This is a genomic window from Neobacillus niacini NBRC 15566 (assembly GCF_001591505.1).
GTDB lineage: Bacteria > Bacillota > Bacilli > Bacillales > Cytobacillaceae > Neobacillus > Neobacillus niacini.
This window is the reverse complement of sequence record NZ_BCVA01000046.1, coordinates 23,899-48,698: the sequence shown is the minus strand read 5'-3', so window position 1 is coordinate 48,698 and position 24,800 is coordinate 23,899. Positions and strand designations below refer to the sequence as shown.

General features: G+C 42.4%; 19 protein-coding genes. 1 reads left to right on the top strand and 18 read right to left on the bottom strand.

What is annotated here, in order from left to right; all coding sequences use genetic code 11:
• Nucleotides 1-127: 127 nt before the first annotated feature.
• Nucleotides 128-409: a PTS sugar transporter subunit IIB gene (locus tag BANA01_RS23825; protein ID WP_034677501.1), complete on the bottom strand. Its 282-nt coding sequence runs from the start codon at nucleotides 407-409 to the stop codon at nucleotides 128-130.
• 36 nt (nucleotides 410-445) lie between these two features.
• Nucleotides 446-2,509 carry a BglG family transcription antiterminator gene (locus tag BANA01_RS23820; RefSeq protein ID WP_034677503.1) on the bottom strand — a complete coding sequence of 688 codons (2,064 nt, stop codon included), beginning with the start codon at nucleotides 2,507-2,509 and terminating at the stop codon, nucleotides 446-448.
• Between the two features lie 187 nt (nucleotides 2,510-2,696).
• Here BANA01_RS23820 and BANA01_RS23815 point away from each other — a divergent pair, with 187 nt between their 5' ends.
• Nucleotides 2,697-3,488: a histidinol-phosphatase HisJ family protein gene (locus BANA01_RS23815; protein ID WP_034677506.1), complete on the top strand. Its 792-nt coding sequence runs from the start codon at nucleotides 2,697-2,699 to the stop codon at nucleotides 3,486-3,488.
• Between the two features lie 223 nt (nucleotides 3,489-3,711).
• Here BANA01_RS23815 and BANA01_RS23810 read toward each other — a convergent pair whose 3' ends face one another.
• The 16 genes from BANA01_RS23810 to BANA01_RS23730 all read right to left on the bottom strand — a co-directional run bounded on the left by BANA01_RS23810 (nucleotide 3,712) and on the right by BANA01_RS23730 (nucleotide 24,771).
• Nucleotides 3,712-4,137, bottom strand: coding sequence for an SRPBCC family protein (locus BANA01_RS23810; RefSeq protein WP_034677507.1), 426 nt, complete (start codon nucleotides 4,135-4,137; stop codon nucleotides 3,712-3,714).
• A 597-nt stretch (nucleotides 4,138-4,734) separates the two neighbouring features.
• Complete coding sequence (locus BANA01_RS23805; protein ID WP_034677509.1) at nucleotides 4,735-6,120, bottom strand: leucyl aminopeptidase family protein; 1,386 nt, start codon at nucleotides 6,118-6,120, stop codon at nucleotides 4,735-4,737.
• An 83-nt stretch (nucleotides 6,121-6,203) separates the two neighbouring features.
• Nucleotides 6,204-6,725 (bottom strand): MgtC/SapB family protein, encoded by a 522-nt coding sequence (locus BANA01_RS23800; protein ID WP_034677511.1) that lies wholly within the window; start codon nucleotides 6,723-6,725, stop codon nucleotides 6,204-6,206.
• 82 nt (nucleotides 6,726-6,807) lie between these two features.
• On the bottom strand, nucleotides 6,808-7,806 hold the full coding sequence (locus BANA01_RS23795) for a histidinol phosphate phosphatase domain-containing protein (protein WP_034677512.1): 999 nt from the start codon (nucleotides 7,804-7,806) through the stop codon (nucleotides 6,808-6,810).
• Nucleotides 7,807-7,835: 29 nt separating this feature from the next.
• Nucleotides 7,836-8,624, bottom strand: a complete 789-nt coding sequence (locus BANA01_RS23790; protein ID WP_034677514.1) for a 5-deoxy-glucuronate isomerase — start codon at nucleotides 8,622-8,624, stop codon at nucleotides 7,836-7,838.
• 378 nt (nucleotides 8,625-9,002) lie between these two features.
• On the bottom strand, nucleotides 9,003-10,922 hold the full coding sequence (gene iolD, locus BANA01_RS23785) for a 3D-(3,5/4)-trihydroxycyclohexane-1,2-dione acylhydrolase (decyclizing) (protein WP_034677516.1): 1,920 nt from the start codon (nucleotides 10,920-10,922) through the stop codon (nucleotides 9,003-9,005).
• Between the two features lie 846 nt (nucleotides 10,923-11,768).
• Nucleotides 11,769-13,232: a CoA-acylating methylmalonate-semialdehyde dehydrogenase gene (locus tag BANA01_RS23775; RefSeq protein WP_034677520.1), complete on the bottom strand. Its 1,464-nt coding sequence runs from the start codon at nucleotides 13,230-13,232 to the stop codon at nucleotides 11,769-11,771.
• Nucleotides 13,233-13,286: 54 nt separating this feature from the next.
• Nucleotides 13,287-14,288: a 5-dehydro-2-deoxygluconokinase gene (gene iolC / locus BANA01_RS23770; protein ID WP_034677522.1), complete on the bottom strand. Its 1,002-nt coding sequence runs from the start codon at nucleotides 14,286-14,288 to the stop codon at nucleotides 13,287-13,289.
• Nucleotides 14,289-14,418: 130 nt separating this feature from the next.
• Entirely contained in the window at nucleotides 14,419-15,183 is a 765-nt protein-coding gene (locus tag BANA01_RS23765) for a sugar phosphate isomerase/epimerase family protein (protein WP_063254970.1), read from the bottom strand.
• 40 nt (nucleotides 15,184-15,223) lie between these two features.
• Nucleotides 15,224-16,198 (bottom strand): aldo/keto reductase, encoded by a 975-nt coding sequence (locus BANA01_RS23760; RefSeq protein ID WP_063254969.1) that lies wholly within the window; start codon nucleotides 16,196-16,198, stop codon nucleotides 15,224-15,226.
• Between the two features lie 33 nt (nucleotides 16,199-16,231).
• Nucleotides 16,232-17,017 carry an endonuclease/exonuclease/phosphatase family protein gene (locus BANA01_RS23755; protein WP_063254968.1) on the bottom strand — a complete coding sequence of 262 codons (786 nt, stop codon included), beginning with the start codon at nucleotides 17,015-17,017 and terminating at the stop codon, nucleotides 16,232-16,234.
• Nucleotides 17,018-17,030: 13 nt separating this feature from the next.
• Nucleotides 17,031-20,165: an alpha-mannosidase gene (locus BANA01_RS23750; RefSeq protein ID WP_063254973.1), complete on the bottom strand. Its 3,135-nt coding sequence runs from the start codon at nucleotides 20,163-20,165 to the stop codon at nucleotides 17,031-17,033.
• A gap of 29 nt (nucleotides 20,166-20,194) precedes the next feature.
• Nucleotides 20,195-21,118 (bottom strand): metallophosphoesterase family protein, encoded by a 924-nt coding sequence (locus BANA01_RS23745; RefSeq protein ID WP_063254967.1) that lies wholly within the window; start codon nucleotides 21,116-21,118, stop codon nucleotides 20,195-20,197.
• Between the two features lie 13 nt (nucleotides 21,119-21,131).
• Entirely contained in the window at nucleotides 21,132-22,028 is an 897-nt protein-coding gene (locus BANA01_RS23740) for a carbohydrate ABC transporter permease (RefSeq protein WP_063254966.1), read from the bottom strand.
• 72 nt (nucleotides 22,029-22,100) lie between these two features.
• Nucleotides 22,101-23,795 (bottom strand): extracellular solute-binding protein, encoded by a 1,695-nt coding sequence (locus tag BANA01_RS23735; RefSeq protein ID WP_063254965.1) that lies wholly within the window; start codon nucleotides 23,793-23,795, stop codon nucleotides 22,101-22,103.
• Between the two features lie 25 nt (nucleotides 23,796-23,820).
• The gene (locus BANA01_RS23730) at nucleotides 23,821-24,771 is read right to left on the bottom strand and encodes an ABC transporter permease (RefSeq protein WP_063254972.1); all 951 of its coding nucleotides are present in this window, start codon (nucleotides 24,769-24,771) and stop codon (nucleotides 23,821-23,823) included.
• Nucleotides 24,772-24,800: the final 29 nt, after the last annotated feature.

The window sequence follows — 24,800 nt, the reverse complement described above, 5'->3', positions numbered from 1 at the left end:
CGCTTGGAACTCTCCGGATTTGTCTTTCATCAACCTTATGAAGGACTAACTTACTGGGCTCTTTCCTGAATTGTCCTTCATCGACCATTTATACCGCTGTACTAAGAATCAACAATGAGTTTTATGATTAAAGCAAACCTTTTTGCTCTAGCACTTCCTTCAATTTAATGCGAAGACCATCCATATCGATAATACTGTCGATCACAATTACTTCTCCTAAATGCCCCATTCCTTCCGCAATATCCTTTGCTGCGATAAAAAGATCGGCTGCATCTGGGGTGGCAGAGCTTAGGTCAGAATGTTCAACTTCAATACCGCTAACCCCTAACTCACCAAGAATTTGTTGTACATTCATCTCCAACATAAAGCTGCTTCCTAAACCAGACCCACAAACGGCTAAAATTTTCATTTGAATTTCCTCCTAAAATGTATAATGAATAAATAATTAAACCACTGCTGAATAACGCTCAAATAATGTAAGAATATCTTCTGTTGTCTCTAACTCTTTTAAGAGCCCGACATTGTTGTTCTCACTAAGAAGCTTCGTTAATTGTGATAACGCCTTAAGATGTGTGGTATTATCGATAGCCGCAATACAAAATAGTAAGCGGACTGGATACTTTTCGTCATTTAAAAAATAAACCGGCTCATCGAGCTTCAAAAAGCTCATCCCCACTTGATTGACTCCTAATTCTGGCCGTGCATGTGGAATCGCCACCTCTGGTCCAATCACGACATATGGACCTAATGTCTTAATATTGGTAATCATCGCATCGATGTAAGAGGACTCAATCGCCCCTGACTCTAATAATGGATGGGCTGCCACTTTTACAGCCTGCTCCCAATTCGGAAGCTGTCCTACAATTTGAATCGTATCTTCTTTCAGTAAATCGCTTAACACTGGTTGATTCCCCCTCTGAATATCTACCTTTTTGTGAAAGGTTAGTTGATTTAAAGCATTGGTTAAGCCTTTTTCATCATAAACATTGGCATAGCGCCCAATTGTTTGAATTAGCTCTTTTGTCGAGATGTCATGGTACTCTATCCCGAACAGGTGATGATACACTTCATTGACCAAACTATTCTTTTCCGTTGGAGTCATAATCGGCTTAACATAAAAGCATGGCAGCTTTGACTCCAGCTCTACTGTCGAAAAGAGAAGATCATATTGGTCGACATTCTCCTTTTGATAACCTTGTAGCGACAGTGTTTTTTCGACAATGATTTCGGAGAAAAGAGACTCCAGCAGGTGTTTCACCATCAACGATGAGCTAATCCCACTTGGACAAACGACAATGGCTCGTTTCTTTTTCGGTACGACCTGCTTCGGCTTTTCTAGCAAGGCGCCAAAATGAATCGTGATAAAACCAATTTCCTCTTCTGGGATTCTGATACCTAATAGTGATCCAATCGGCTGAAGCAATTCTTTTACAATCGTATAAAGCTCTTGATGTTCCCGTTTGATTTGGTCAAGCAGCGGATTTGTAATCGGTATCCGATATTTCATTCGAAAATAAGCGGGCTTAAAATGCTGATACAAGGTGTTAATGACTTCGTTCTTTTTCTCAAAAGCAATCGCTGCTTTATTTTCAAAATCAAAGACAAGCTGTTCACATAATTTAAAAAGTAAATCCCAGTCTCCGTCTTGCATAGAACGATTTCCTAAAGACAAACCGAGCAATTGGGTGGTGAAATAGCAGAGCTCATTTTCATCTTCCTCAAGATGAAGCGATTGAAATAAGGTTTTTGCCACTTGCCACATATGTTCTTTTTTTAATAATTCGACTTCATCGTTATGAAATCTCACAAACTTGCTTTCTTTTTGACGGTAATAGTAGAAAACGAGAAAGTAGGTAAATAAATGCAAGCGCTCCTCGACGAAATGGAGATCGAACAGCTTTTCCATTTCATTAAGCTTATCGTGAATGGCAGGCAATGGAATTTGTTCATTTCGATCACTTACTAGATGGTTGATCAGTTCTTTGTAATATGGAATCCGAATCAGCTCAGCTAAATGATGTTGAACAAGTACCCGCTTATCCGGCTCTGCACCCGATAGATGGTAGCCGTTTTGCCTCGAGTAGCGTATTTCAACCAGAAAGGACATGTTCCTTTCATTGGCTTTTTTCACATCTGAAATAACTGTGTTCTTACTAACCTGCAAGAGCTGTGTTAAATGGACTGATGAAATCGGCTCTTGCCGGATAAATAGGTAAAGGTAGATGAAGATCAAACGTTCCTCTTCTGTTAAAATAAAGTCACGTTCCTTCTCTTCTATCTGTTGTTTCCGGAAATAGTCAACTACCTCTTCCGGCATGACGATATATTGATCTCCCCTGTAAGGTATCGCGGGAAGAGCTTTGTCCTTCAACCAATGATTGACTTTTTCCAAATCATAGGAAATCTGCCGCTTGGTTAATTGAGTTAGATCCATAACTTGGTTCATGGTAGTATTCTTCACTTTTAATAGATGTTTCAATAAAAGTGCGGGACGTTTATCAATCATCATCGTGTCTCTACCTCCTGAAATAATCATAGTATAAAACGCTTTCATAGTGTCCGGTCATTGGGAACAATTGATGTTTGAACAATCTGACAAAATTGTGCTCATCTCGCTGCCAGACAAATTTTTGTTCCATTATAGACAATTGTGAAAGTTTTCACTATAGTAGTTTTAAAAAAGCAGGTGAAAAACTATGTATCTAATGGATTATCATCATCACACCAATCATTCCTTTGATTCCACCGCGAGCATGGTGGAAGTATGTAAAAGAGCGATAGAAAACGGGATAATAGAAATTTGCTTTACCGAGCATTTCTCCGTTAATCCGCTTGCGCCAACCTACGGACACATGGTTTTTGAAAAATATTTAGATGAGATTCGTGCTTGTCAGGAACAATTCAACAGCCAATTAACAATCAAAGCTGGGATTGAACTATGCGAGCCCCATCTTTTAAAAAATCAATATGATGAAATTCTGCAGCCACTTAACTTAGATTTCATCCTAGGTTCCGTCCATAACCTTAACAACCAGAAACTTCGTTTGGCCCTCAAAGAAGACCATCCAACTGCCTATAAACGGTATTTTAATGAACTATATCAGATGGTCTCGACAGCGGATATCGATATCATCGCACATTTCGATTTAATGAAACGCTATGCTTATAAAGAACATGGACTCTATGTCTTTCAAGAGCACCGAGAAAAATTTGAGCAAATACTGAAAAAAGCGATTGATAGAAATATAGGAATGGAGATTAATACATCCGGACTTCGAACAGGGTTAAAACAAACATTACCATCGATTGAAATCATCCAGCTGTATAAGGAGTTAGGAGGAGAAATTTTAACGATTGGTTCGGACTCTCATACGGTTGAGGATGTAGGGGCAAATATTGCGGCTGCCTATGAATTGGCCAAGCATTGTGGGTTTCACTATATTTATAAATTTGAGAAAAGACAGCCGATACCAGTAAAAATAGTCTAATGGTGTGTTTGGCTTTTGGAAGAAGATAAATTAAAAGAGGAAATAAAGTATGACGGCCCTTTTGTTAAAGAAAGGACAAAAGGGCCTGAATGAAGGAAGATTAGAAAATTCCTTAGAAGTTTTATGCCTAGAGGTGCAAACCAATACACAAATGATTGCAAATGATAATAATCATGGTCCACCAATATGAATGACTGTAAGCGGGGTCAGACCACAATCTTTTTTAACGGGTTGTTTGCTCTGCATATTTTTTGAAATTATCTAGTATGGCCTGCCATCCTTGCTGCTGCATCTCAATGGGATTCTCTGTTTCAGCATCAAAGATTTCGATTACTTTGGTGAAGTTATCATGTCCTTTAAACGTGATTGTCACTTTTCTTCCATCACCAAGTGTATATGCAATCACCTCATGTACTTTCACTTCATCATAAATTCCACCAAAATCGAAACCAAAACTACCATCTTTCGCTTCCATTCTTGAACGGAATTCCCCACCAACTCTTAAATCATTTTCTGCAATCGGTGTGTGCCAATCATCTGAAGCAGCGTTCCATTTTTTAATATGAGTTGGCTCTACCCAATATTCCCATACTTTCTCTACTGGTGCTTGAATGGTTGTTTCTACTGTTACTTTTTTAAGTGATTCCATTAATTTACCGCCTCTCTCTTAATACGAAAATGAGTAGTTGCCTGGCTATGTTCAGTTGATTTCGACTACTTCTTCATTGTTTCCATTCTATCATTAAAAATCCCAACGATTTAATTCAAGAGAAATTTATTATGCATGATTGTATAGGTGAAAAATCTATTCATAATTATCTTTTTACTAAATCATCTTTTCGACAATATTCCTACCTATATGGAGGTTCAAATATAGGAATGACAGCATGTACAGCACTTCTAATCAATCGATTAGTTAACAGAGATTCTTTTAAACAAACATTTGATTAAAAACTTCTTAATCCCTTTTATAACAAGGCCTTTGCTAGTTTTCAAGAAAAATTTTGTCGATAAAAAGCTTGATTCTTAGTAATATCGGACAATAAAAACCTTCACTTTACAGAGTATTACAGACGACAACATTTTTTATATTACACAAACGATTGATTAGTTTTCCTTTAAGTCCATATAAAAGGAGGCTTTCTGCATCACCTTACAGAAGAATATTGTCAAATTTTAAAACACCTGGTACAGGTATCGATATATGAAAAATCGTAGAAGTTCCCAATGAAAGAATGTGAAAGTTTTACTCGGACACTTGTGTAACAAAATCAGCTAATAGTCGAACACCAAAGCCTGTTGCTGATTTTGGATAATAGCCTGTTTCTTCACTTTCGGCAACACCTGCCATGTCAACATGGAGCCAGCGACATGATTTTGGTACAAAGCGTCGAAGGAATAAACCTGCCGTTATCGACCCTGCCTCTGCTTTCGTACTAATATTGCTAAAGTCAGCATAATCACTTTTTAAATAGCATTCATATGCATCCACTAATGGCATAGGCCAAATGAAGTCGCCATTTTCTTGACCGATCTCCTTCATTTTAAAAGAAAGTTGCTCATCACCGAAAACGCCGGCTATTTTTGAACCAAGTGCAATGCCGATCGACCCTGTTAATGTCGCAATATTCACGACGTATTCGGCATTCCATTCACCGGCGCGAATCAGACCATCCGCCAATATTAATCGACCCTCGGCGTCCGTGTTACCGACTTGAACCGTAGAACCATTTTTGTAACGGATAATTTCACCTGGTAGAACCGATGTATTATCGGGTGTATTTTCAACAATTGGAATCAAACCAACTACATTTACTTTCGCCTTTAAGGCAGCTAAAAGCTTAATGGCTCCAACAACAGCTGCCGCTCCACCCATATCCATACGCATATCGCTTAAATCCTTCACAATTTTCAAACTAATCCCACCCGTATCAAAGGTTACACCTTTTCCAACGAGAGCAATAAGAGGTTTTGACTCATCGCCATGGTACTCGAGTTCAACAAAGGAAGGCTTATATTTACTGCCGCGGCCGACCGTTAACACGCCATTCATTTCCATTTTTTCTAACATTTCTTTATTAAAAACATTCACTTTAACATTTGAATTAGTAAACTCCTCTTTTATCATCATGGGGAAGGTTTCCGGATTCAGGACATTCGGGAGTTCATTCATTAAATCACGAGAATATGCTGTCGCTTCTGCCCGGATCTTACCCAATTCAATAAATGGACTGAACTCGGCTCCACCATCCACTTGCAGTATCGTTTTAAAAGAATCTTTCTTTGATTGATAGGTATCAAACTTATAAGATCCTAGTTGCCAGCCTTCGACAAAGGCCGTAACGGCTGCTCCTGTCTGTAATTTTCGCAGCCCCTTTTTAAAGACATCGTGATGAATAACAGCTTTCGGAACGAAACGACCACTCAGATCGCGGGCAATTGCTCCAGCGATCATACGAAGCTCTTCATACGTCTGCTTCTCTTCCTTCATTTCCTTTACGGCAACAATTAGCTCACCATCAAGCATCAATGGCGTAAAAGCGGCAGGGCTATTTTCAATAAATTGTTTTAGATATTTACTAGTTTGAATTCGTGAATCATTTAAAAAATGAATTGTAGCTTGAATTGACATTTATTTCCCCCTTACTAACGATCATCACGATGTTCGTATTCGAAAACAAAATCCTTACTCGATTCTTCTCGAATCTCCCAGGGTCATCTTTTTTGCCCCATAATCCTAACGCCACTAGAACCGTCACCTTGTTCCCCTTTACTATGCTTATCTTCGATCACTTGGCTGATTTTTGTAAATACAAAGGTTGTAAATACGGCAGCAAAAACAATACCGTAGAAGCCGGAACCGATGCCGATCCCTACACCGCCAGCAAAAAATACCATGGCAGCGGAGGTTAGTCCTTTAACTCGTAAACCATCCTTTAAGATGAGTCCTGCACCTAAAAAGCCCAGTCCCGAAACGATTTGAGCCGTAAGACGCATTGGATCCATTCGATTATTGAAATTGGAACCGCCAAAAGCCTCGGCACTATAAATGGAAATAATCGTTATTAAAGTACAGGATACAGAGACATAGGTGAAGGTTTTCAACCCCGCCGGTTTATTCTTTGCACTGCGATCCCAGCCGATAAACATACCAAGAAGGGCACTAATGACAAGCCGCAAATAAACCTCAATATTTTTTAGTAATTGTTCTTCATAGAAGATTCCGAAATAATCCATTACTGTACCCCCTTTAATAAAATTTTTCCTACATATAGCCAAGGATGGAGGCACCCCATTGGTACCTCCATCCTTATCCCCATCATCCCAAAGGTTTCAAAATTCGCTGCCGCTTTTCATAGGTTGCGACTTGGACTGCTCCTTTTGCTAAGAGGGTTTCTGTGTTGTGGTCGACATATGCTCCGATATCATCAGGAAAGTGGGAATCGGATGACGTTGTGATATCGACACCGTTTTGAAGCAATATGTCTAGGAATTTCGGACTCGGGCACATTTCTTTAACAGGATAGCGATAATACAATCCTGCATTTACCTCCGTTGCTGTATCCGTTTCTACTAATGCATTCGCGATTCTTTCATAATGTGAAAGAAGGTCGTTTTCGTCTGGACGATAATTGAAAACCTTGAGATTATCCAAATGAGCAACAAAATTAAACAGTTTACTGCGGATTGCTTTTTCCACAACTCCAAAGAAATCCTCGTATAGATGGTGTAAATCGAATGTGGTAAATAATTGTTGGGTATCCGGATTATCGAAGCCCCAGCCATTTAGAAAATGCACGGACCCTATGACATAATCCCACTCATAGGCATCCAGCAGTTTAGCTAATTCCTCTTCACCGCCCGGAAAATAATCCGCTTCAATCCCCAGTCTTAAGGTGATCCCCTCTGCTTCCCAGCGTGGTTTCGCTTCTGTAATCACCCGGACAAAGTCGCCCATGGATTCCGTCATGACTTGGTTCAGCCAGTTCCTTTGTTTTGTGCCAAGCTCCGTATCACTGATATCCATATACTTTTCAAAATAAGCTCTTGTTTCTTTAAATCGGTAAAGGTGGTCAACAATGCCTACCTCACTTAATCCCTTACGCTTTGCCTCCTGTAAATATAAATCAATCCACTCCGGTGCATACGAGCCTTTTTGGACACGTTCATTTAACCGCTCCATACTTTCCTTCAGCCAATCGAGTGTATGTAAATCCTCACGCTGCGGATAAAAATGGCCTAAGGCTATATTTGTGCGGTCAAGCCAGCGTAATGAATACGGCCCTTCTTCGAGATGCAAATGGTAATCGACTTTCATTTTTCTGTTCCTCCCTATGATGGATATCCTTATTTTTCAGGCCAGATTTTCGCATTAGGTTCGAGAAGCCATTTATGCTCTTCCTCCATAATGCGCTCTGTCCACGGATTGTTGTGCAGGTGACGAATCATCCAGCAAAAATACATCGCATACCCTGGTGCCGTAGCCTGAGGATGGTCGAGATTCCCTGGGATGGTAATATAGCTATTATGCTCGACACGGTAAGCCTCACTTCCAACCATGGCACAGCCAAACCCTTGAGGCTTATCAAAGCGGTAGTAGTACACCTCTGGCTGCTGATGATGGTGCGGCGGGTAGCTTGACCAGCGCCCTGGGTAAGAAATTACTTCGCCAATTACTAAATTGGAATAAGGGGCATTGTTATAATCAAAAATGGTTCGGATCACACGTTCAGCGGTTCCGTCCCATACTCCTTCTCCAGCTACGGTGCTGCTGCATTCTTCCGGTGTATATAATTTTGGTTTAAATTCCTTATCATTATCTGTTTTCTGAACGAGCACTTCGCTGTCAGAGAGTGCTGTTATCTTCACCTCGACCCCTTTTGGAACGTGGAGACACCATGGATCCTCTTCAAACACACTATCACGCTTCATCTCTTGAATCGTACCGTTCCACTCAAGCTTGACTTCACCCTCTAAAAGGAGGATTGCACTCTCTTTCCTTACTTCGCTCACCGTTTCGGATTCTCCTGAGAGAAGCGAGTAAATCCCAATGTCCTGCAGCATATCAGGATGTTTACCATCCATACTCGTGATTTCCGTATATCCTTGTGTTAATTCACCCAGTTTTTCATACATGCTCATTTCCTCCTATAAAGCGTCCGCCTTTCGCCTGCAGCGAAGTAGGACGCTTCTTTACAGTTCTGCTGTTTTCAAAAAATTCGGCTGTGTTAAAGGTCAATATTGAGGTTACTAATTTAGGAATTCTAAATAGACGGAAGAATTCCGCTTAATTAGCAATCATATTAAAAAATAGCTTAAATAGACGGAGAATTTCCGCCTATTGATCCAAAAAACGCGAAAATGGAGGGGTTTGCTTTACATAACCGGAAAATCTCCGCTTATTTACACCGAAACAGGCTCCATTCTGCATTTAATCGGAAAATCTCCGCTTGTTTTCCTATCGCTGGTTACTGGAGCGCAAATCAACAACCTTAATTAACACAAGCTAAAAATCTAATAGGCACGTGCTTTTACGAGAGCGGTCTCCTTTTCGGCAAAGGCTGTTTGGATACTCTCCTTTTTCGAGACCTCTGGTACACCGACATGCCACCACGCGTCATAACCATTTGTCATCGTTTTTGGCAGCACCTTGATGTCGATGAGTGTACTGACTTTTTGCTGTTTCGCATCGGCAATCGCTGCTTGTAATTCTTCCATTGTCCGGACAGAATATGTTTTTGCCCCGTAGCCCTCCGCCACCTTGGCAAAATCAATCGTCATCAGCGGGCCATCCAGGTTACCCGTCTCATGGTTTCGTTTTCGGAATTCCGTCCCAAAGCTGCCCATGCCATTGCCCATCTGGAGATTATTAATACAGCCAAAACCAGAGTTATCGAAAAGAATCACATTTATTTTTTTCCCTTCCTGAAGGGAGGTCACCAGTTCCGAATGAAGCATTAAATAGCTGCCATCACCTGTCATGGCATAGACCTCTTGGTTCGGAGCGGCTAGTTTAACCCCAAGTGCTCCGGCGATTTCGTAGCCCATCAAGGAATATCCGTACTCCATATGGTAGCTATTTGTGGATTTGGACATCCACATCCGCTGTAAGTCACCCGGCAGACTTCCTGCCGCCCCCACGATAATCGCATTATCGTCTAGACACTCGTTTAACTTGGCAATCACACTCGTTTGCACAAGCTCTGTTCCTAACGCTTTTTTATATTCCGCCAACTCTTCATCAAGGTGTCCGGCGATTTCCGGTACAAAGTTCTCACCGTAACAAATGTCCGACAAGCGTTCCAGTTCCTTCAGCCAGGCTTGTTTTGCTTCACTAATTTCATTTTGATAGCTCGTTTTATAACCATGCAACTGTCTGGAAATAGCTTCAAGCCCCGCCTTGGCGTCAGCCACAACCTTAACTGCCTCCAGCTTAGAGGCATGGAATTCTGATATATTAATGGTTAAAACATCTGCATTTGAAAAAAGTTGCTTCGATGCAGTGGTAAAGTCAGTAAACCGTGTTCCGACTCCGATGATTAAATCAGCTTCCTTCGCAATCGTATTCGCTGCCAAGTTGCCGGTTACACCGAGCCCGCCCAAATTCAGGTTATGCCCGCTTCCCACTCCGCTTTTGCCTGCCTGTGTTTCCGCAAACGGAATATGGAAGTTTTCCGCGAACTGTAAAAACGCATCAGCGGCTTCTGAATAGCGGACACCACCGCCAAGAATCAGCAACGGCTTTTTCTTTGATTGAATCAGTTTCACCGCGTCATTGACACTTTCAACAGAAGGCTGGCGGCGCTCAATTCTGTGTACCCGTTTTTCAAACAAACGTAACGGAAAATCCCATGCTTCTCCCTGAACGTCCTGTGGAAGGGCAATGGTAACAGCCCCTGTATCAGCCGGATTGGTTAAGACGCGCATTGCATTTAACATCGCTGACATCAGCTGCTCCGGACGGTTAACACGGTCCCAATACTTACTCACTGCACGAAATGCGTCATTGGTGGAGATTGTTAAATCATGCGTTTGTTCGATTTGCTGCAATACTGGATCCGGCTGGCGTGTGGCAAAGACATCACCTGGTAAAAGTAGCAGCGGAATATTATTGGCTGTCGCCGCAGCGGCAGATGTGATCATGTTGGCCGAACCCGGTCCAACAGAGGAGGTGCAGGCGATAATTTGCTTCCGATGTTTTTGCTTCGCAAACGCCATCGCTGCATTCGCCATCCCCTGCTCATTCCGTCCTTGATACACTACCAATTCGCCGGGATCCTCTTCCAGCGCCTGTCCCAACCCCAACACATTTCCATGACCAAAAATCGTAAAAATCCCTTTGACAAATTTTTCTTTCCTGCCATCAAACTCTACATACTGGTTATTTAAAAATTTCACCAGTGCCTGTGCGGTCGTTAAACGAATGGTACTCACCGGTCATTCTCCTCTCAAAACAGTAAAATAGGCTTTTTTATAAAGCTTTGTTAAATTTCATTGTTGATTTTTAAATATAAAAGGTCATGAAGGACAAGTCGGGTGACTTCCCATTGAGTTTTGTCCCTCATAAGGTTTATGAAAGACAAATCCGGTGGCTTCTCGTTGAGTTTTGTCCTTCGTAAGTTTGATGAAGGACAAATCCGGTGGCTTCTCGTTGAGTTTTGTCCTTCATTGGTTGATGAAGGACGAATCCGGTGGCTTCTCGTTGAGTTTTGTCCTTCATAAGGTTCATGAAGAACAAATCCAGTGACTTCCCATTGAGTTTTGTCCTTCATAATGTTGATGAAGGACAAATCCGGTGACTTCCCATTGAGTTTTGTCCCTCAGAAGGTTCATGAAAGACAAATCCGGTGGCTTCTCGTTGAGTTTTGTCCTTCATAAGGTTGATGAAGGACATATCCGGTGGCTTCTCGTTGAGTTTTGTCCTTCATAAGGTTCATGAAGGACATATCGGGTGGCTTCCCATTGAGTTTTGTCCTTCATAAGGTTAATGAAGGACAAATCAGGTAACTTCCCATTGAATTTTGTCCTTCATTAGGTTAATGAAGGACATATCGGGTAACTTCCCATTGAGTTTTGTCCTTCATAAGGTTGATGAAGGACAAATCCGGTCGCTTTCCATTGAGTTTTGTCCTTCAAAAGGTTTTTCGCGTAAAAAATCAACATCTATCTTTAACAAAGCTTTCTTTAAAGCAGCCAATGTTAAAACGCGAACTCTTTGGAACTATGAAAGGGAAGCAGACGGACAGCCGTCGTCCAACCTTCTTCCCCTTTTCAAAAATCCTAGTTTACGAAACGCGCTGTAACCATTTTCTTTCTAGTATAGAATTCCACGCCGTCTGTGCCGTTGGCATGCAGATCACCGTAGAAGGAATCTTTGTATCCTGAGAACGGGAAGAACGCCATAGGTGCCGGTACGCCAAGATTAACTCCGAGCATACCCGCATCGATGGTTTCACGGAACTGACGAATCGCCGAAGCACTGTCCGTATAGAGACAGGCCCCATTTGCGAATGGTGAAGCATTGGCCACTTCAACAGCTTCCGTTAAATCTTTTACACGAACAATGGAAAGGACCGGTGCAAATACTTCATCCTGCCAGATTTTCATTTCTTGCGTAACGTGATCGAAAATCGTTGGCCCAACAAAATAACCTTCTCCTTTTACGGCTTCATCCTCCCTGCCGTCACGAACTAGCACAGCTCCCTGCTCAACACCAGATGCAATGTATCCAAGCGTCCGCTCCTTATGGGAATCACGAATAACCGGACCAAGGAAGACCCCTTCTTCAAGTCCATCACCGATCACAATCTCATTGGCGGCCTGCTTTAGCTTCGCGACAAGTTCATCTGCAACCGACTCCTCAACTGCTACTACCGCTGCCGCCATACAGCGTTCCCCCGCGGAACCAAAGGCAGCACTCGTAATTTCCTTCACGGCCACATCAAGATTTGCATCCTTTAAGACAATCGAATGGTTCTTGGCTCCGGCAAGTGCCTGAACACGCTTTAGATGAGCAGTCCCTGTCTTATAGACATATTCGGCAACCGGCTGAGAACCAACAAAAGAAATAGCTTTTACAAGTTTGTGCTCAAGAATACCGTTCACGACATCATGTGCGCCATTAACAATGTTTAATACACCCTTCGGCAGACCGGCTTCTTCAAAAAGCTCAGCAAGGCGGGCGGCCAGAATCGGTGTCCGTTCAGATGGTTTTAGGACAAAGGTATTTCCGCAAGCAATCGCAAGCGGGAACATCCAGCATGGAACCATCATCGGAAAGTTAAACGGCGTAATCCCGCCAACCACACCCAGCGGGTACCGGTACATGCCTGACTCGATGTTGGTAGCAATATCAGGAAGTTGTTTTCCCATCATTAATGTCGGTGCTCCAGCTGCAAACTCTACACATTCAATTCCCCTTAGTACTTCCCCTTGTGCCTCTGAATAGCTTTTACCGTTCTCTATCGTTATGAGCTTGGCAAGTTCATCCCAATGCTCAACCAGAAGCTGCTGATATTTAAAAAGAATACGAGCCCGCTTCGGAACGGAAACCTGCGACCATGTTTTAAATGCTTCATTTGCAGCTTGAACAGCACGATTTACATCTTCTTTCGTTGATAAAGGCACTTCTGCCAGCGCTTTACCTGTAGCCGGGTTTACAACGATTTCTGTTTTATCTGAAGCGGAGGCGACCCACTCGCCGCCGATAAAATTTTTTAGTAGTGTAACGGTTGTGTTTGTCATCTACGATCTCTCCTTATTTCATTGGCTCTTTCTTTTACGAAAACAACCAATCTATTAAACTGGTTCATACACACCTGTATTTAGTTGTTCCAGTAATTCCTCCGCTGTTGGCATGGCATCTGAACAGCTGTGTCGGGAAATGACAAGGGATGCGGATGCGCTCCCCATTTTCATGGCCTCGCTGATGTCTTTGCCTTTCATTAGACCGTAAATGAAGGCAGAGGCATATGAATCCCCGGCACCAAAGGTTTTCAGTACATTTGTTTTAAAAATACCGCTTCGGTGGGACTCCCCGTCTTTCGTGTAGGCAATCGAACCGGCTCCCCCATGTTTGATCACCACAATCTCGGCACGGTGGGAGAACCAGCGATTTGCGGTACTACGGTCATCTGCCTCTGTCATATTTAACATGCTTTCCATCATATTAAACTCTTCACGTGTACCGATAATTACATCACATTTTTCAGCTGCCAAATTGTAATAAATGGCCGTTTCCGCTTCATCGGTCCACGTATAGGGACGATAATCAAGATCGAAAAATACGGCCACTTGGTGCTTCACAGCATATTCAAGGGCTAGGAAAACCGCTTCACGTGACGGGCTCTTTGCAAGTGCTGTTCCTGAAACCAGAAGTGCTTTTGCCTGTTTAATATAGTTTTCATTGATTTCAGCTGGATGGAGCAGCAAATCTGCGACATTGTCACGGTACATTAAAATGCTGCATTCACTCGGACTCTTAATCTCTGTAAAAGCTAGACCGGTAACAGCACCCGTCCGATCAATTGTCACACTGCTCGTATCAATATCATTTTTTTCAAGGTACTGAGTAATGAATCGGCCCATCTGGTCGTCTGATACCTTGCCAATAAATCCTGTTTTCTGCCCGAGCCTTGCCGATCCAATGGCAATATTCGCAGGTGACCCGCCAACATATTTTGTAAATGTACTAGTTTCTTCCATCGGCCGATGGATTTCATTGGCATTCAAGTCAATGCAAAGGCGGCCAATGGCAATGAGATCAAGCGGCCGGGATTGGTCAAATGTTAAGGGATTCATGATAATTCCTCCGTCCTATATTCCTATAGATTCAAACTGCGATAATACAACGATCGTGCCCCGTTTGCAGAAAATACCACAGTATCGGAACTGTGGTATTTGAACTGATGGTCACACTATTAATGATCGATTATAGCCCCAGTCTCTCTGACATTTTCACTAGATTCGTTAAGCTGATTTCTAAACTATCAAATGGACTTCCTGGACAATAATCTTGCTCCACACAATAGTATACCACTCCATTTTCTTCGCCCCATTGCAGGATTGGTTCAAAGTCAATGCTGCCTGTACCTACTTCGGCAAAGGTTTGTCTCTCATCCTTTGTCATATCTTTAAAGTGTAAAATCGGAATTCGATTTGGGAATTTTTGAATATACGATAGCGGGTCTTCTCCAGCTTTTTTAATCCAGTACGTATCAAGCTCCGGAATGATAAACTGGTTGCCTTCCGGTTTTAGCATGTAAGTAAGAGCATACTGCCCATCCACTTCTGTTTGAAAGTCGTAGTCTTCGTTATGGTAACCGACACGATAGCCTAATGGGGAAACCTTTCTCGCGACTTCTAATAGCTCCCGCTTTACCTGCTTATAGCCGTCAACATTCAGGTATTCCTCATCTAGATAGGGACAGTATAAATGGGTTGTTCCGAAAAGATCCGCTTCTCTTAATACTGTTTTCAGTTCATTGTTCAGTCGGTCAAGACTGACATGCATGCCGGCTACCTTTAAGCCTGTTTCTTTCAGCACCGCAGCAATTTCTTCAGCCGGGTATCCGAATAGACCATCAATTTGAACAGCTTCCCATCCCATATTTTTTAACGTTCTTAACACCCCGGGGAAATCTTTTTCAAGCTCATTACGTAAGGTGTAAAGCTGAGCGGCAAATTTATGTTTCATGTACAATCACCTTTCTAAGGAACCTTGATAGATTTTTAAATTAAGAGTTTAATAGAACAGGTTTTTCAGCTATCCGTAAATCAAGCCATTTCACGATATCATGAGAGAGCTCCAGTTGGGAGCCCTTGAAAGAAGACATCAGCTCGGTTACTTTTTCAGGACCAATAATAGCCGCTGTCGGAAAGGACTGGTTTAACACATAGGAAAGAGCTACCTGAATCGGTGTCACGCCAAGCTTTGCGGCAAGCTCCTTTGCCCGGTCAAATCGTTCCCAGTTCTCTTCGGAATAATAAACCTCTACCATTTCCTGATTCTCACGGTTTTCCGGTGTGAATGCCCCCGAGAAGAAACCACCCGCCTGCGAAGACCAAGCTAATAATGGCAATTGATGGTTTTCATGATAGTGAACCATCTCTTCATCAGCAGAGACACAGCCAGGCCAGCGAGGGATGAGACACTTCGCTAGACTTAAATTTGGGCTGTTGAAGGTAAAAGGAATCAGATTGTGTTCTTTTGCATAGACATTTGCCTCTTCCAAGCGTTGGGTCGTCCAATTGGAAACCCCAATCGCTTTGATTCGTCCTGCTTTGATATGTTCATTAAGAATTTCTAGGATTGGTCCCACTTCAACCTCTTCGTCATCACGATGTAGGGCGTATAAATCAATATACGTTGTTTGCAAGCGCTCCAAGCTTTCAAACAAATCCTTTGTAATCGACTGGGGATTCACACGTTTGCCAGGTTCGCCGTCATCATTATGAGCACCTTTTGTTAAAATCGTGATTTTCTCACGGTTTCCACGTTCTTTCATCCACTGCCCGATAATTTCTTCACCGCGGATATATTGATGGGCTGTGTCCAATGTATTACCGCCAATTTCCACAAATGTATCTAGCATCTTCGTAACATTTTCCGGATTGAATTGAAAAAAGTCGCCAGATCCCAAAATAAGCGGTGATACTTCAATTTTGACAGGCTGCTGATTTTCGATTCCATCAATCGTTAAGTATTTCATCTGTATCCCTCCAAGAACCATTACCTTCTGAGTTTATATTTGTATATCGGCAATAATCGGAAAATGATCGCTCGGGAAACTTCCACCCGGACAATCTCCGATAATCTTCGTTTCAGCGACGGTTATATCCCCATGAACAAGAATCCAATCAATCCGGTCATTTCTGCCGGTTTTGTCCTCAAAATCATTAAATGTCCCCAGCTCCTCGTTCAAACGCTCAGACGCTAAATACCATGTATCGGTAAAAGCCCCTTCTGCTGTCAACAGATGATACGGTACCGAACCATTTCCTTCATTAAAATCACCTGTTAACACGATAGGTTCTGCCGGAGATAACTCGCTTGCTTGTTGAACAATTAATTTCGCACCCTTGATCCTCGCTTCAGAGGAGTAATTATCCAAATGCGTATTCAAATGGTAGAAGGTGGTCCCAGACTTCAATTCCTGAAACCGGATCCATGTCACCATCCGCGGACAAATATTCCCCCATGTTCGGGAGCCGATTACGGCGGGCGTTTCTGAGAGCCAGAAATGGCCGTATTCTAAAACTTCCAAGCGGTCTTTTTTGAAAAAGACCGCCATATATTCACCTTTGCTTCCGCCTTCTCTGCCAAGGCCGACCCAATCATAGTCTGAGAGCATCGAGGATAAATCCTTGACTTGACGGAACAGGCATTCTTGTGTGCCGATGAGATCAGGGTCCTCACGTAGAACTACTTCTTTAATCAATTCTCTCCGCTCATTCCATGAATGAGGAGGAGTATCGTCCGCATACCGCATATTGTAGGTCATGACACGAAGCAGGTTAGATTCTGACATGGTACCTCTCTCCTTATTGTCCCGCTATGTCCACTAGGAACGTCTTAATTTCATATGGTTCGATTTCAAATTGAATGCTTCCTTGTTCCGTCGTTTCGCCAATTGGACGTTCCATTAAGTCACATTCCTGCCAAGAAGTGATTGTTAAGTCACTGCTCATTTTCACAGTACTACGGCTGCCGGTAAATTCATGGACACGCACTAAAATCTGATCGCTGTCTTCTGCTTTTTTGATAGCGTCAATCATGATATTGTCCGCTGACATCTGGAATAGAGAGAATGCTGATTTAACCGCGGCACCTTTTGCTGCCACAAGCGGCTGATTTAAATCCCACGCTGCTTGAACAGTATTCCCTTCAACCCAATCTCCCTGATGCGGCAGAAGGGAATAGGTAAATTCATGTTTCCCTTGATCCTGTAAGTAATCCGGGTCTGTTGAAGAACGTAATAATGATAAGCGAATGACATTGTCCTTTATGTCATGTCCGTATTTACAATCATTTAAAATGCTGACCCCATAGCCGCGTTCAGATAAATCTGCCCATTGATGTCCAACGGTCTCAAAGCGGGCCATATCCCAGCTAGTATTCCAATGAGTTGGTCGTTTTAAATTGCCGTATTGAATATCATACGTTGCTTCCGTTGCCCTGACGGCTACAGGGAATGCAGCTTTTAACAAGCGGTTTTGCTCATGCCAATCAATATCTGTCACGAAATCAATTCGTGGGTTTAAGGCAAAGAGCACCATTTGTTGTTTCACACTCGAGTCAAGATAGGTCCATTCAAACTCTACTGTCAAACGCAGGTTGTTTACTTCAGTTACCTTTACGGATTGCAGCTGAGTAATTTCTCGCATTTTTTCCTGGTAGTAAATATCGATATCCCAGGCATCAAAATTCATTGGTTTATCTTCAAACACTTGAAGGACATTCCCTCTTGCACCTTTCGCTAAAGACTCCCTGTTAGCTCGGCGGTCAAAAATCCTCGTTAACTGCCCCTGTTCATTCCAAGTGATTTCATAATAAGGAGTAACAACGCCTGAAGCTTGAACCTCAAACAGAACAGGCTCATCCACTTTCCCCAATGCACCCTCGAAATGAATTAAATTCATTCCTGCTGCTGGCACAGAATCAACCTGTACAAGCCATTGGTCTCCCTCACGGCAGGAGGCTATTTTCTCGCCATCGGCAGTTTTCCATTCTCCTTGCTCCATGCCTTGTTCACTAGGAATCACCACCAACCCTGAACGCTCCCATGATGAAGAATTCATGATTGTGTAGGTGTTTTGAGCCGGCTGTACAAGGGAATTCACAGAATCGGCGTAGATGGAACTTGCTAGCTCTTCCGCCTCCTCATACTCTACCTGGCAATCTTCATATACTTCGCGAATCGACGTGCCTGGAATAATATCATGGAATTGATTGCGTAGAATAATCTTCCATCCTTCGTTGATTTGCGCTTGCGGATATTTTCCAAAGTCTTTAACCAAAAGACTGTCCAGCACCGTCAGCCATTCAACTTCCCGGTACAGCAGCTCCAGCCTGCGATTCATTTTCTTGTTATAGGCTTGGCTTGTATAGGTACCGCGATGGTATTCGAAATAAAGTTCGCCATCCCATGTATGAACATATTGATCCGTTTCAGCAACCGTTTTTTGCAGTCGCTTAAAATAGTCATCCGCTCTGCCTGTTTCAACCCGAGGCAGTCCAGGCATATCATTTAATCGTCTGCGCATCTCAAGCATCTCGCGGTTAACGCCACCTCCGCCATCTCCATAGCCATAAGAAAGCAGCAATTCTTTGTTAATCAATTTATCCTTGTACTCTGTCCAGCTGCCCAAGACGGTCTCAGGCAGAATCTGACCGTTATAGGTGTAGATATGCTTCCAATCATCATCTGTATCGGTGGTTGTAATAAAATGGGTTAAGATCTCCGTGCCGTCAATTCCGCGCCATTTAAACGTATCATGCGGCATCCGGTTGTATTGGTTCCAGCTGATCTTTGTCGTCATAAAGGTATCAATGCCAGACTTTTTCAAGATTTGTGGAAGAGCCCAGCTGTATCCAAACACATCCGGCAGCCATAAATAGCTGGATTCAGCCCCAAACTCTTCACGGAAAAAGCGAGTGCCCATTAAAAGCTGACGGACGAGTGACTCACCAGAAGGAATATTACAGTCCGCTTCCAGCCACATGCCCCCGCCTGCTTCCCAGCGACCTTCTTTGACACGTTCCTTAATTTGCTCGTAAAGCTCAGGGTAATCGGTTTTTATGTAATCATATAATTGCGGCTGCGTTTGTAAAAATAGGTATTCTGGAAATCTTTCCATTAAACGCATCACTGTTGAAAAGGAACGAGTCGCCTTTTGTCTGGTGTGTCTTAAACGCCACAGCCAGGCAACATCAATATGAGTATGTCCAATCGCTTGAATTGTCACAGGGTGATGGCTCTTTAGCTGACTTAATTCCTGCTGCAAAACATCTCGTGCTTCCGCAACAGATTGATAAAAGCCGTTTGATCCTGGCCTCGACCAATCAAGCTGTAAAAAGGTACGATCAAGCGCTGTAAGTAACGACTGGCGCTCAGGAGCGTGTTCGTTCAAAACCTTAACTGTTTTTAACACAGCCATGGAAGTATAATAAAGGTCATCTGCCGCCTCATCCAGCCAGGCAATTTCTGCGGTTTTCAGTTTGTGTTCCTGAGGTGCCGGCACGCCGCCCCCCTCTAGTCCGGACCATAAGCGGAATGTCAATTCAACCTTTTGCCCCGCTAAGGAAGCAGGTATGAACACTTCTTGGTGGTTAGAGTCAACACCTTGATAAGGTGTCCCGTTTAGATAAATCATCGATTCAAAGCCGGAATTGTTCCCGTCACCTGTTTTACCAAAATCAAAAATCCCTAAAACATCATGCCCTTCCCATGCTGCCGGGATTTCAATATCCGTTTGCAGCCAGGCGTATAAATCACGCCCAGACCAATGATCCCCTAGACGGATGGTGGACCATTCATTATTTTCCGGAGGACTCGCTACAATCTCATCGGAGCCATCCAATTGATAACGAAATTCGGAAATCGTTGTTCGTTCGCGATATCGGTAGGTTTCTAATTCCTTTATTCTTCTTGCAATTTTCTCCTCTGTCCAAAACACCATGATCTACCTCCTAAAGCGGATTTTATTTATACCTTCGCATTCGATGCTGAATTCTCTTGCACAACCTTGGACCCGTCCGCCAATCGAAGATAGGTGTCAAAGTTCCGTTTACCCTCTTGCAATTGAATAATCCGTGCCCCACGCGGGAAATCATCCTGCCCATAGCCGTTATAACCTGTGGCCCGGCCATAACATAATTGAATTCCATGTAACTCACCACAAAAATCATTTAAGTGGTCATGTCCGACAAAAGTACCCTTAGCGGTGCCCATTTCCACCATTGCCGAAAAGAGTCCAGAATTCACCGCAGGGCTGCAAATTTCCCCTTCCTTCATAGAACCGACACAGTTTCCGTGCTCCCATACTTCTTTATACTCGGGAAGCGGAATATGGAAAAATAACAGCTCCGCCGGTCCTCCGTTTTCCTTTAAAGCCAGTGACTCTTTAACGTACCAGTCTATCTGGTCTCGTTTTATAAAATCGTAGCCACCAACCAGCTTGTTTGCGTTATCCATCCCAGAGTCTAAGAAGAAGAGGGCCCATTCTACCTCAGCACCTGAAGAATCCAAAACGGGTACAACATAATTGCCGGCCCCGCTGACAACTCCTACTTCTGTAAGACTATTCGGATACTCTTGCATAACAGCTAACAATTCCTCTTTCGATACATTTCCTTCTGTATCATGATTTCCAAATACAGCTGCCCAGGGAATGTTCATTTTTCCAACCGGCTCAAGAGCTCCCCGAAAAGCAGCAATTGGGTTATTACTGGCCGGGCTGTAGATAATATCCCCAGTAAACACAACCAAATCCGGCTTTTCTTCTATTAAAATACGTTCCATTAAACGATTCGTATCAGCATCTAATTGATCGCCATTTTCCCAATGAAGATCCGTGAATTGTACAATTTTGAAGGTACCATCTTGTCTGAATTGCAGTTGTTTTTTCATAAGAACACGCCTCCTATTCCTTCACCGAACCAATATTAACACCCTGAGCAAAATACTTTTGGACAAATGGATAAACGAGGATAATCGGCGCTACTACAATAATAATTGTCGCCATTTTCAGTGAATCACCTGTCACGGTTATTTTTTCTAAGGCTGCATACGCCCCAGAGTTTCGCAGCAATGCGTCCGCTAAGGCCTGCTGCCTTGTCAGCATCTCTTGTAGTAGCGTGGCAAGTGGTTTTAATTCAGGATCTCTGACATAGAAGGATCCGGAAAACCAGTCATTCCAGTGAGCAACTGCATTAAACAGGGCTATGGTTGCAATAACTGGCTTGCTCATTGGAAGAATAATTCTCAAAAAGATTTGGAATTCACCGCAGCCATCAATCCTTGCCGCTTCAACCACACTATCCGGTAACCCCTGGAAGAACGTTCTCATAATTAAAATATTCCATACACTATAAAGACTTGGGATGATGTACACCCAAATGGTATTTGTTAAATTAAGATCTGTTAATACTAAATAGTAAGGAACAATCCCACCGCTGAACAACATCGTAAAAAAGATGAAGAAGGTAATGACCTTTCGTCCTGGTAAGGTCTTTGTCTGCAAGGCATAAGCAGCCATCGCTGTTAAGAATACACTGACCACCGTGCCGACTACCGTACGAAACACACTAACTGCCGTAGCATTCAGAACCGTTGATTGCTTAAATACTTCTATATAATTCTCTATGCTAAATTCTCTTGGGAAAAAGTAGATACCGCCGCGCTGTGCATCTGTTCCCTCATTAAAAGATAGAGCAAGAATATTCAAAAATGGGAGAATAATAGATAAGCAAAGTAATATGATGATGGTATAATTGAAGACCTGGAAGAAATTCCATGATTTTCTACGTTCGCGATACATGTATATCACTCCTAAAATAGAAGCTCCCTCTCCTTTTAAAGGAAAGGAAGCCTTCCTCTGATTACCGTTTTTTTAGAATCGAATCGTTGTGCCTTCTTTTTCTTTCTTTTCAATCAATTTGATATAGTCTTCCAAACCAGACTTTTCAAGTAATTTCTTTGAATCTTCTAGAATCTTCTTCGCTTCATCTTCAGACTTACTATAATAAGCACGTAATAAGTTTTCATTGTACGTATCTAAGGCAATATTCAAGTTATCACCGTTTTCATATTCGTAAATGAACGACTTTGGTGAGGATCCATCGATTACCTTCGCATTCTTTAACTTCTCATCATAATTCCACATTTCGATGATCTTTTCAGCAGATGCCGTATCAGCTCCAGCAACATTTGCACCATATTCAAACTCGCCAAAGTCAGCAACGTTATCAATATCTGTGTAACCTAAATGCTCTGCCCAGTAAGAACGAACACCTCTGAAACCTAATTTCGCAGCAGCTTCTGGGTCATTTGCTTTTAACTCTAATACTTCTTTGTTCACAATTGGGTTGCCTTTTTCATCTAATGTATAGTCTCTACCTTCAAGACCATATTGGCTTAATAATTTACCTTCACGGCTTGCTAAGTAATCAGCAAGTTTTACAATGTCTTCAGGATGCTCTGTTGTTGTCGGGATGGACCAGCCGGCATAACCTGATTTGTAAGCTAATTCCATTTGGTAATCACCCTGAGCCGTATCGATTGGTCCTAACGGGACATATTTCATATCAAGGTTTTCTGGAAGATAGTTATGAAAATCGGCAACAATTCCAAATGATTTATTCACAACGCCTTCCTTCGCTTTATTTTCCGGCATTGTAAAGAACTCAGGATGCAGGAGACCGTCTGCTAATAATCCTCTAATAAAGTTCACACGTTCTAGACCATAATCAGTTTGCGATTCATGTTTGATTTTTCCATCTTTGTCCTTTAAGAACTTCTCGCCCTTAGAACCAGTCCAGACAAGGTCATTGAAAATAAAGTCACGGTCAGCACCGCCCCATGCTGTTGGTCCAATTGGTGTAATCGGCTTGCCGTTTACATCTTTAAGGTTGGCTGCTTTAATTTTCTCAGCTAAATCACGTAATTCTTCATGCGTATCAATCTCTGCAGGGTTAATACCTAATTGGTCAACAATATCCTTTAAGATATACGGTCCGCCAACATATTTACGTGATACTGTACCAGGTTTACGTGGAATCGCCATATGAACGAAATAGCTGCTTCCTTTAAATTCTTCACGGAACATAACATTATTCTTTGTATCTGCAGGCAAGTAACCATCTTCGAAATACTTGCTGTAAATCTTTGTTTCTTTCAACATCGGTGTTAAATCATGGAACATGCCTTCACGTGCACCTTTTAGAAGAATCTGCATTTCAGGACGTCCACTGTGATCTAAGTAGTACGCAATAAAGTCCGGCAGGTCCCCGGCAGCTAATCCAGATGTTAACGCTTCTGTTGAGTCTTCGACTGTGATTCCTTGTAATTCTAAAGTAATCCCTGTTCTTTTCTTTAATTCCGCAGCAATTTCTGGGTTCATGTCAGCTGACACGTCGCCATCACTCATGAATACTAACCCTTTAATCGTCCTGTCTGCTATCCAAGTATCTGGTGCGTTCTCTGGCTTTTCACGGCTCTCTGTAGAACTCTTCTTTTCTGTACAAGCAGCAAGCAACATAATACTAATCAATAACAATGTTAAAAATTTATATGAAACTCTTTTCATCTAAATTTCTCCCCCTATAATTGGTTTACCATAATGATGTATTAAATTTCTTGTTTGCAAATCGATTTACTACAAGTACAACGACTAACCCTATAACCCCCTGCATCATCCCAACGGCAGTTGCATAGCCAAATTGGCCGCTTTGGAGCCCGGTCCGGATCACGTATGTATCAATGATCTCTGCAACCTCTGCATTTCCTGGAGTCTTCAATAAATAAATCTGATCAAAACCTGCAGAAAGAATATTACCTAACGATAGAATAAAAAGAATCAAAATGGTTGGTCTTATTCCCGTTAATGTAATATGCCAGATTTGCCTTAATCTACTAGCTCCATCAATTGCCGCCGCCTCATAAAGAGCGGGATTAATTCCGGCAATGGCTGCAAAGTAAATAATTGAACTCCAGCCGATATCCTTCCACACATAACTCCAAAACATAATTGAGTGAAAATACTTTTCGTCCATCAGGAAAAATGTGCTTCCATCACCCCCCATATTTTTTATTAATTCATTTAGTAACCCTGTATTTGGTGCTAAAATACTCTGGATAATCCCCACTACGACAACCCATGATAAAAAATGGGGCAAGTAGGAAATACTTTGGAAGAATCCCCTGATTTTGTTACTTTTTATCTCATTAAATAACAGTGCCAAAATGATCGGAAACGGCATGGCCAAGATTAATTTCATCCCGCTGATAATGAGTGTATTTTTAACAAAGTTCCAGCTTTGAGGGTCCTGGAAAAATCGCTCGAAATATTGAAGCCCTACCCAAGCTCCGCCAAACATTCCTGTATCGAAGCGAAACTCCTTGAATGCCAGAACCAATCCGGCCATCGGTAAATAAGAAAAAATGATAAAAAAGATAATACAAGGTAACAGCATAAGGTATTGGGCCCGGTGCTTCTTGATATTCTTCCAGGTCATCCCCACTGGCTTAACCTTTTTCCTTTTTTTCTTTTTGTTGTTATTGATTTCTGTCCCCGACCCGAGGTCCTTTTCTG

Bases quoted from the DNA above. Each gene is read 5' to 3' on its own strand.
- BANA01_RS23825 (WP_034677501.1), bottom strand. From the start codon at position 409: ATGAAAATTTTAGCCGTTTGTGGGTCTGGTTTAGGAAGCAGCTTTATG.
- BANA01_RS23820 (WP_034677503.1), bottom strand. From the start codon at position 2,509: ATGATGATTGATAAACGTCCCGCACTTTTATTGAAACATCTATTAAAA.
- BANA01_RS23815 (WP_034677506.1), top strand. From the start codon at position 2,697: ATGTATCTAATGGATTATCATCATCACACCAATCATTCCTTTGATTCC.
- BANA01_RS23810 (WP_034677507.1), bottom strand. From the start codon at position 4,137: ATGGAATCACTTAAAAAAGTAACAGTAGAAACAACCATTCAAGCACCA.
- BANA01_RS23805 (WP_034677509.1), bottom strand. From the start codon at position 6,120: ATGTCAATTCAAGCTACAATTCATTTTTTAAATGATTCACGAATTCAA.
- BANA01_RS23800 (WP_034677511.1), bottom strand. From the start codon at position 6,725: ATGGATTATTTCGGAATCTTCTATGAAGAACAATTACTAAAAAATATT.
- BANA01_RS23795 (WP_034677512.1), bottom strand. From the start codon at position 7,806: ATGAAAGTCGATTACCATTTGCATCTCGAAGAAGGGCCGTATTCATTA.
- BANA01_RS23790 (WP_034677514.1), bottom strand. From the start codon at position 8,624: ATGTATGAAAAACTGGGTGAATTAACACAAGGATATACGGAAATCACG.
- BANA01_RS23775 (WP_034677520.1), bottom strand. From the start codon at position 13,232: ATGACAAACACAACCGTTACACTACTAAAAAATTTTATCGGCGGCGAG.
- iolC (WP_034677522.1), bottom strand. From the start codon at position 14,288: ATGAATCCCTTAACATTTGACCAATCCCGGCCGCTTGATCTCATTGCC.
- BANA01_RS23765 (WP_063254970.1), bottom strand. From the start codon at position 15,183: ATGAAACATAAATTTGCCGCTCAGCTTTACACCTTACGTAATGAGCTT.
- BANA01_RS23760 (WP_063254969.1), bottom strand. From the start codon at position 16,198: ATGAAATACTTAACGATTGATGGAATCGAAAATCAGCAGCCTGTCAAA.
- BANA01_RS23755 (WP_063254968.1), bottom strand. From the start codon at position 17,017: ATGTCAGAATCTAACCTGCTTCGTGTCATGACCTACAATATGCGGTAT.
- BANA01_RS23745 (WP_063254967.1), bottom strand. From the start codon at position 21,118: ATGAAAAAACAACTGCAATTCAGACAAGATGGTACCTTCAAAATTGTA.
- BANA01_RS23740 (WP_063254966.1), bottom strand. From the start codon at position 22,028: ATGTATCGCGAACGTAGAAAATCATGGAATTTCTTCCAGGTCTTCAAT.
- BANA01_RS23735 (WP_063254965.1), bottom strand. From the start codon at position 23,795: ATGAAAAGAGTTTCATATAAATTTTTAACATTGTTATTGATTAGTATT.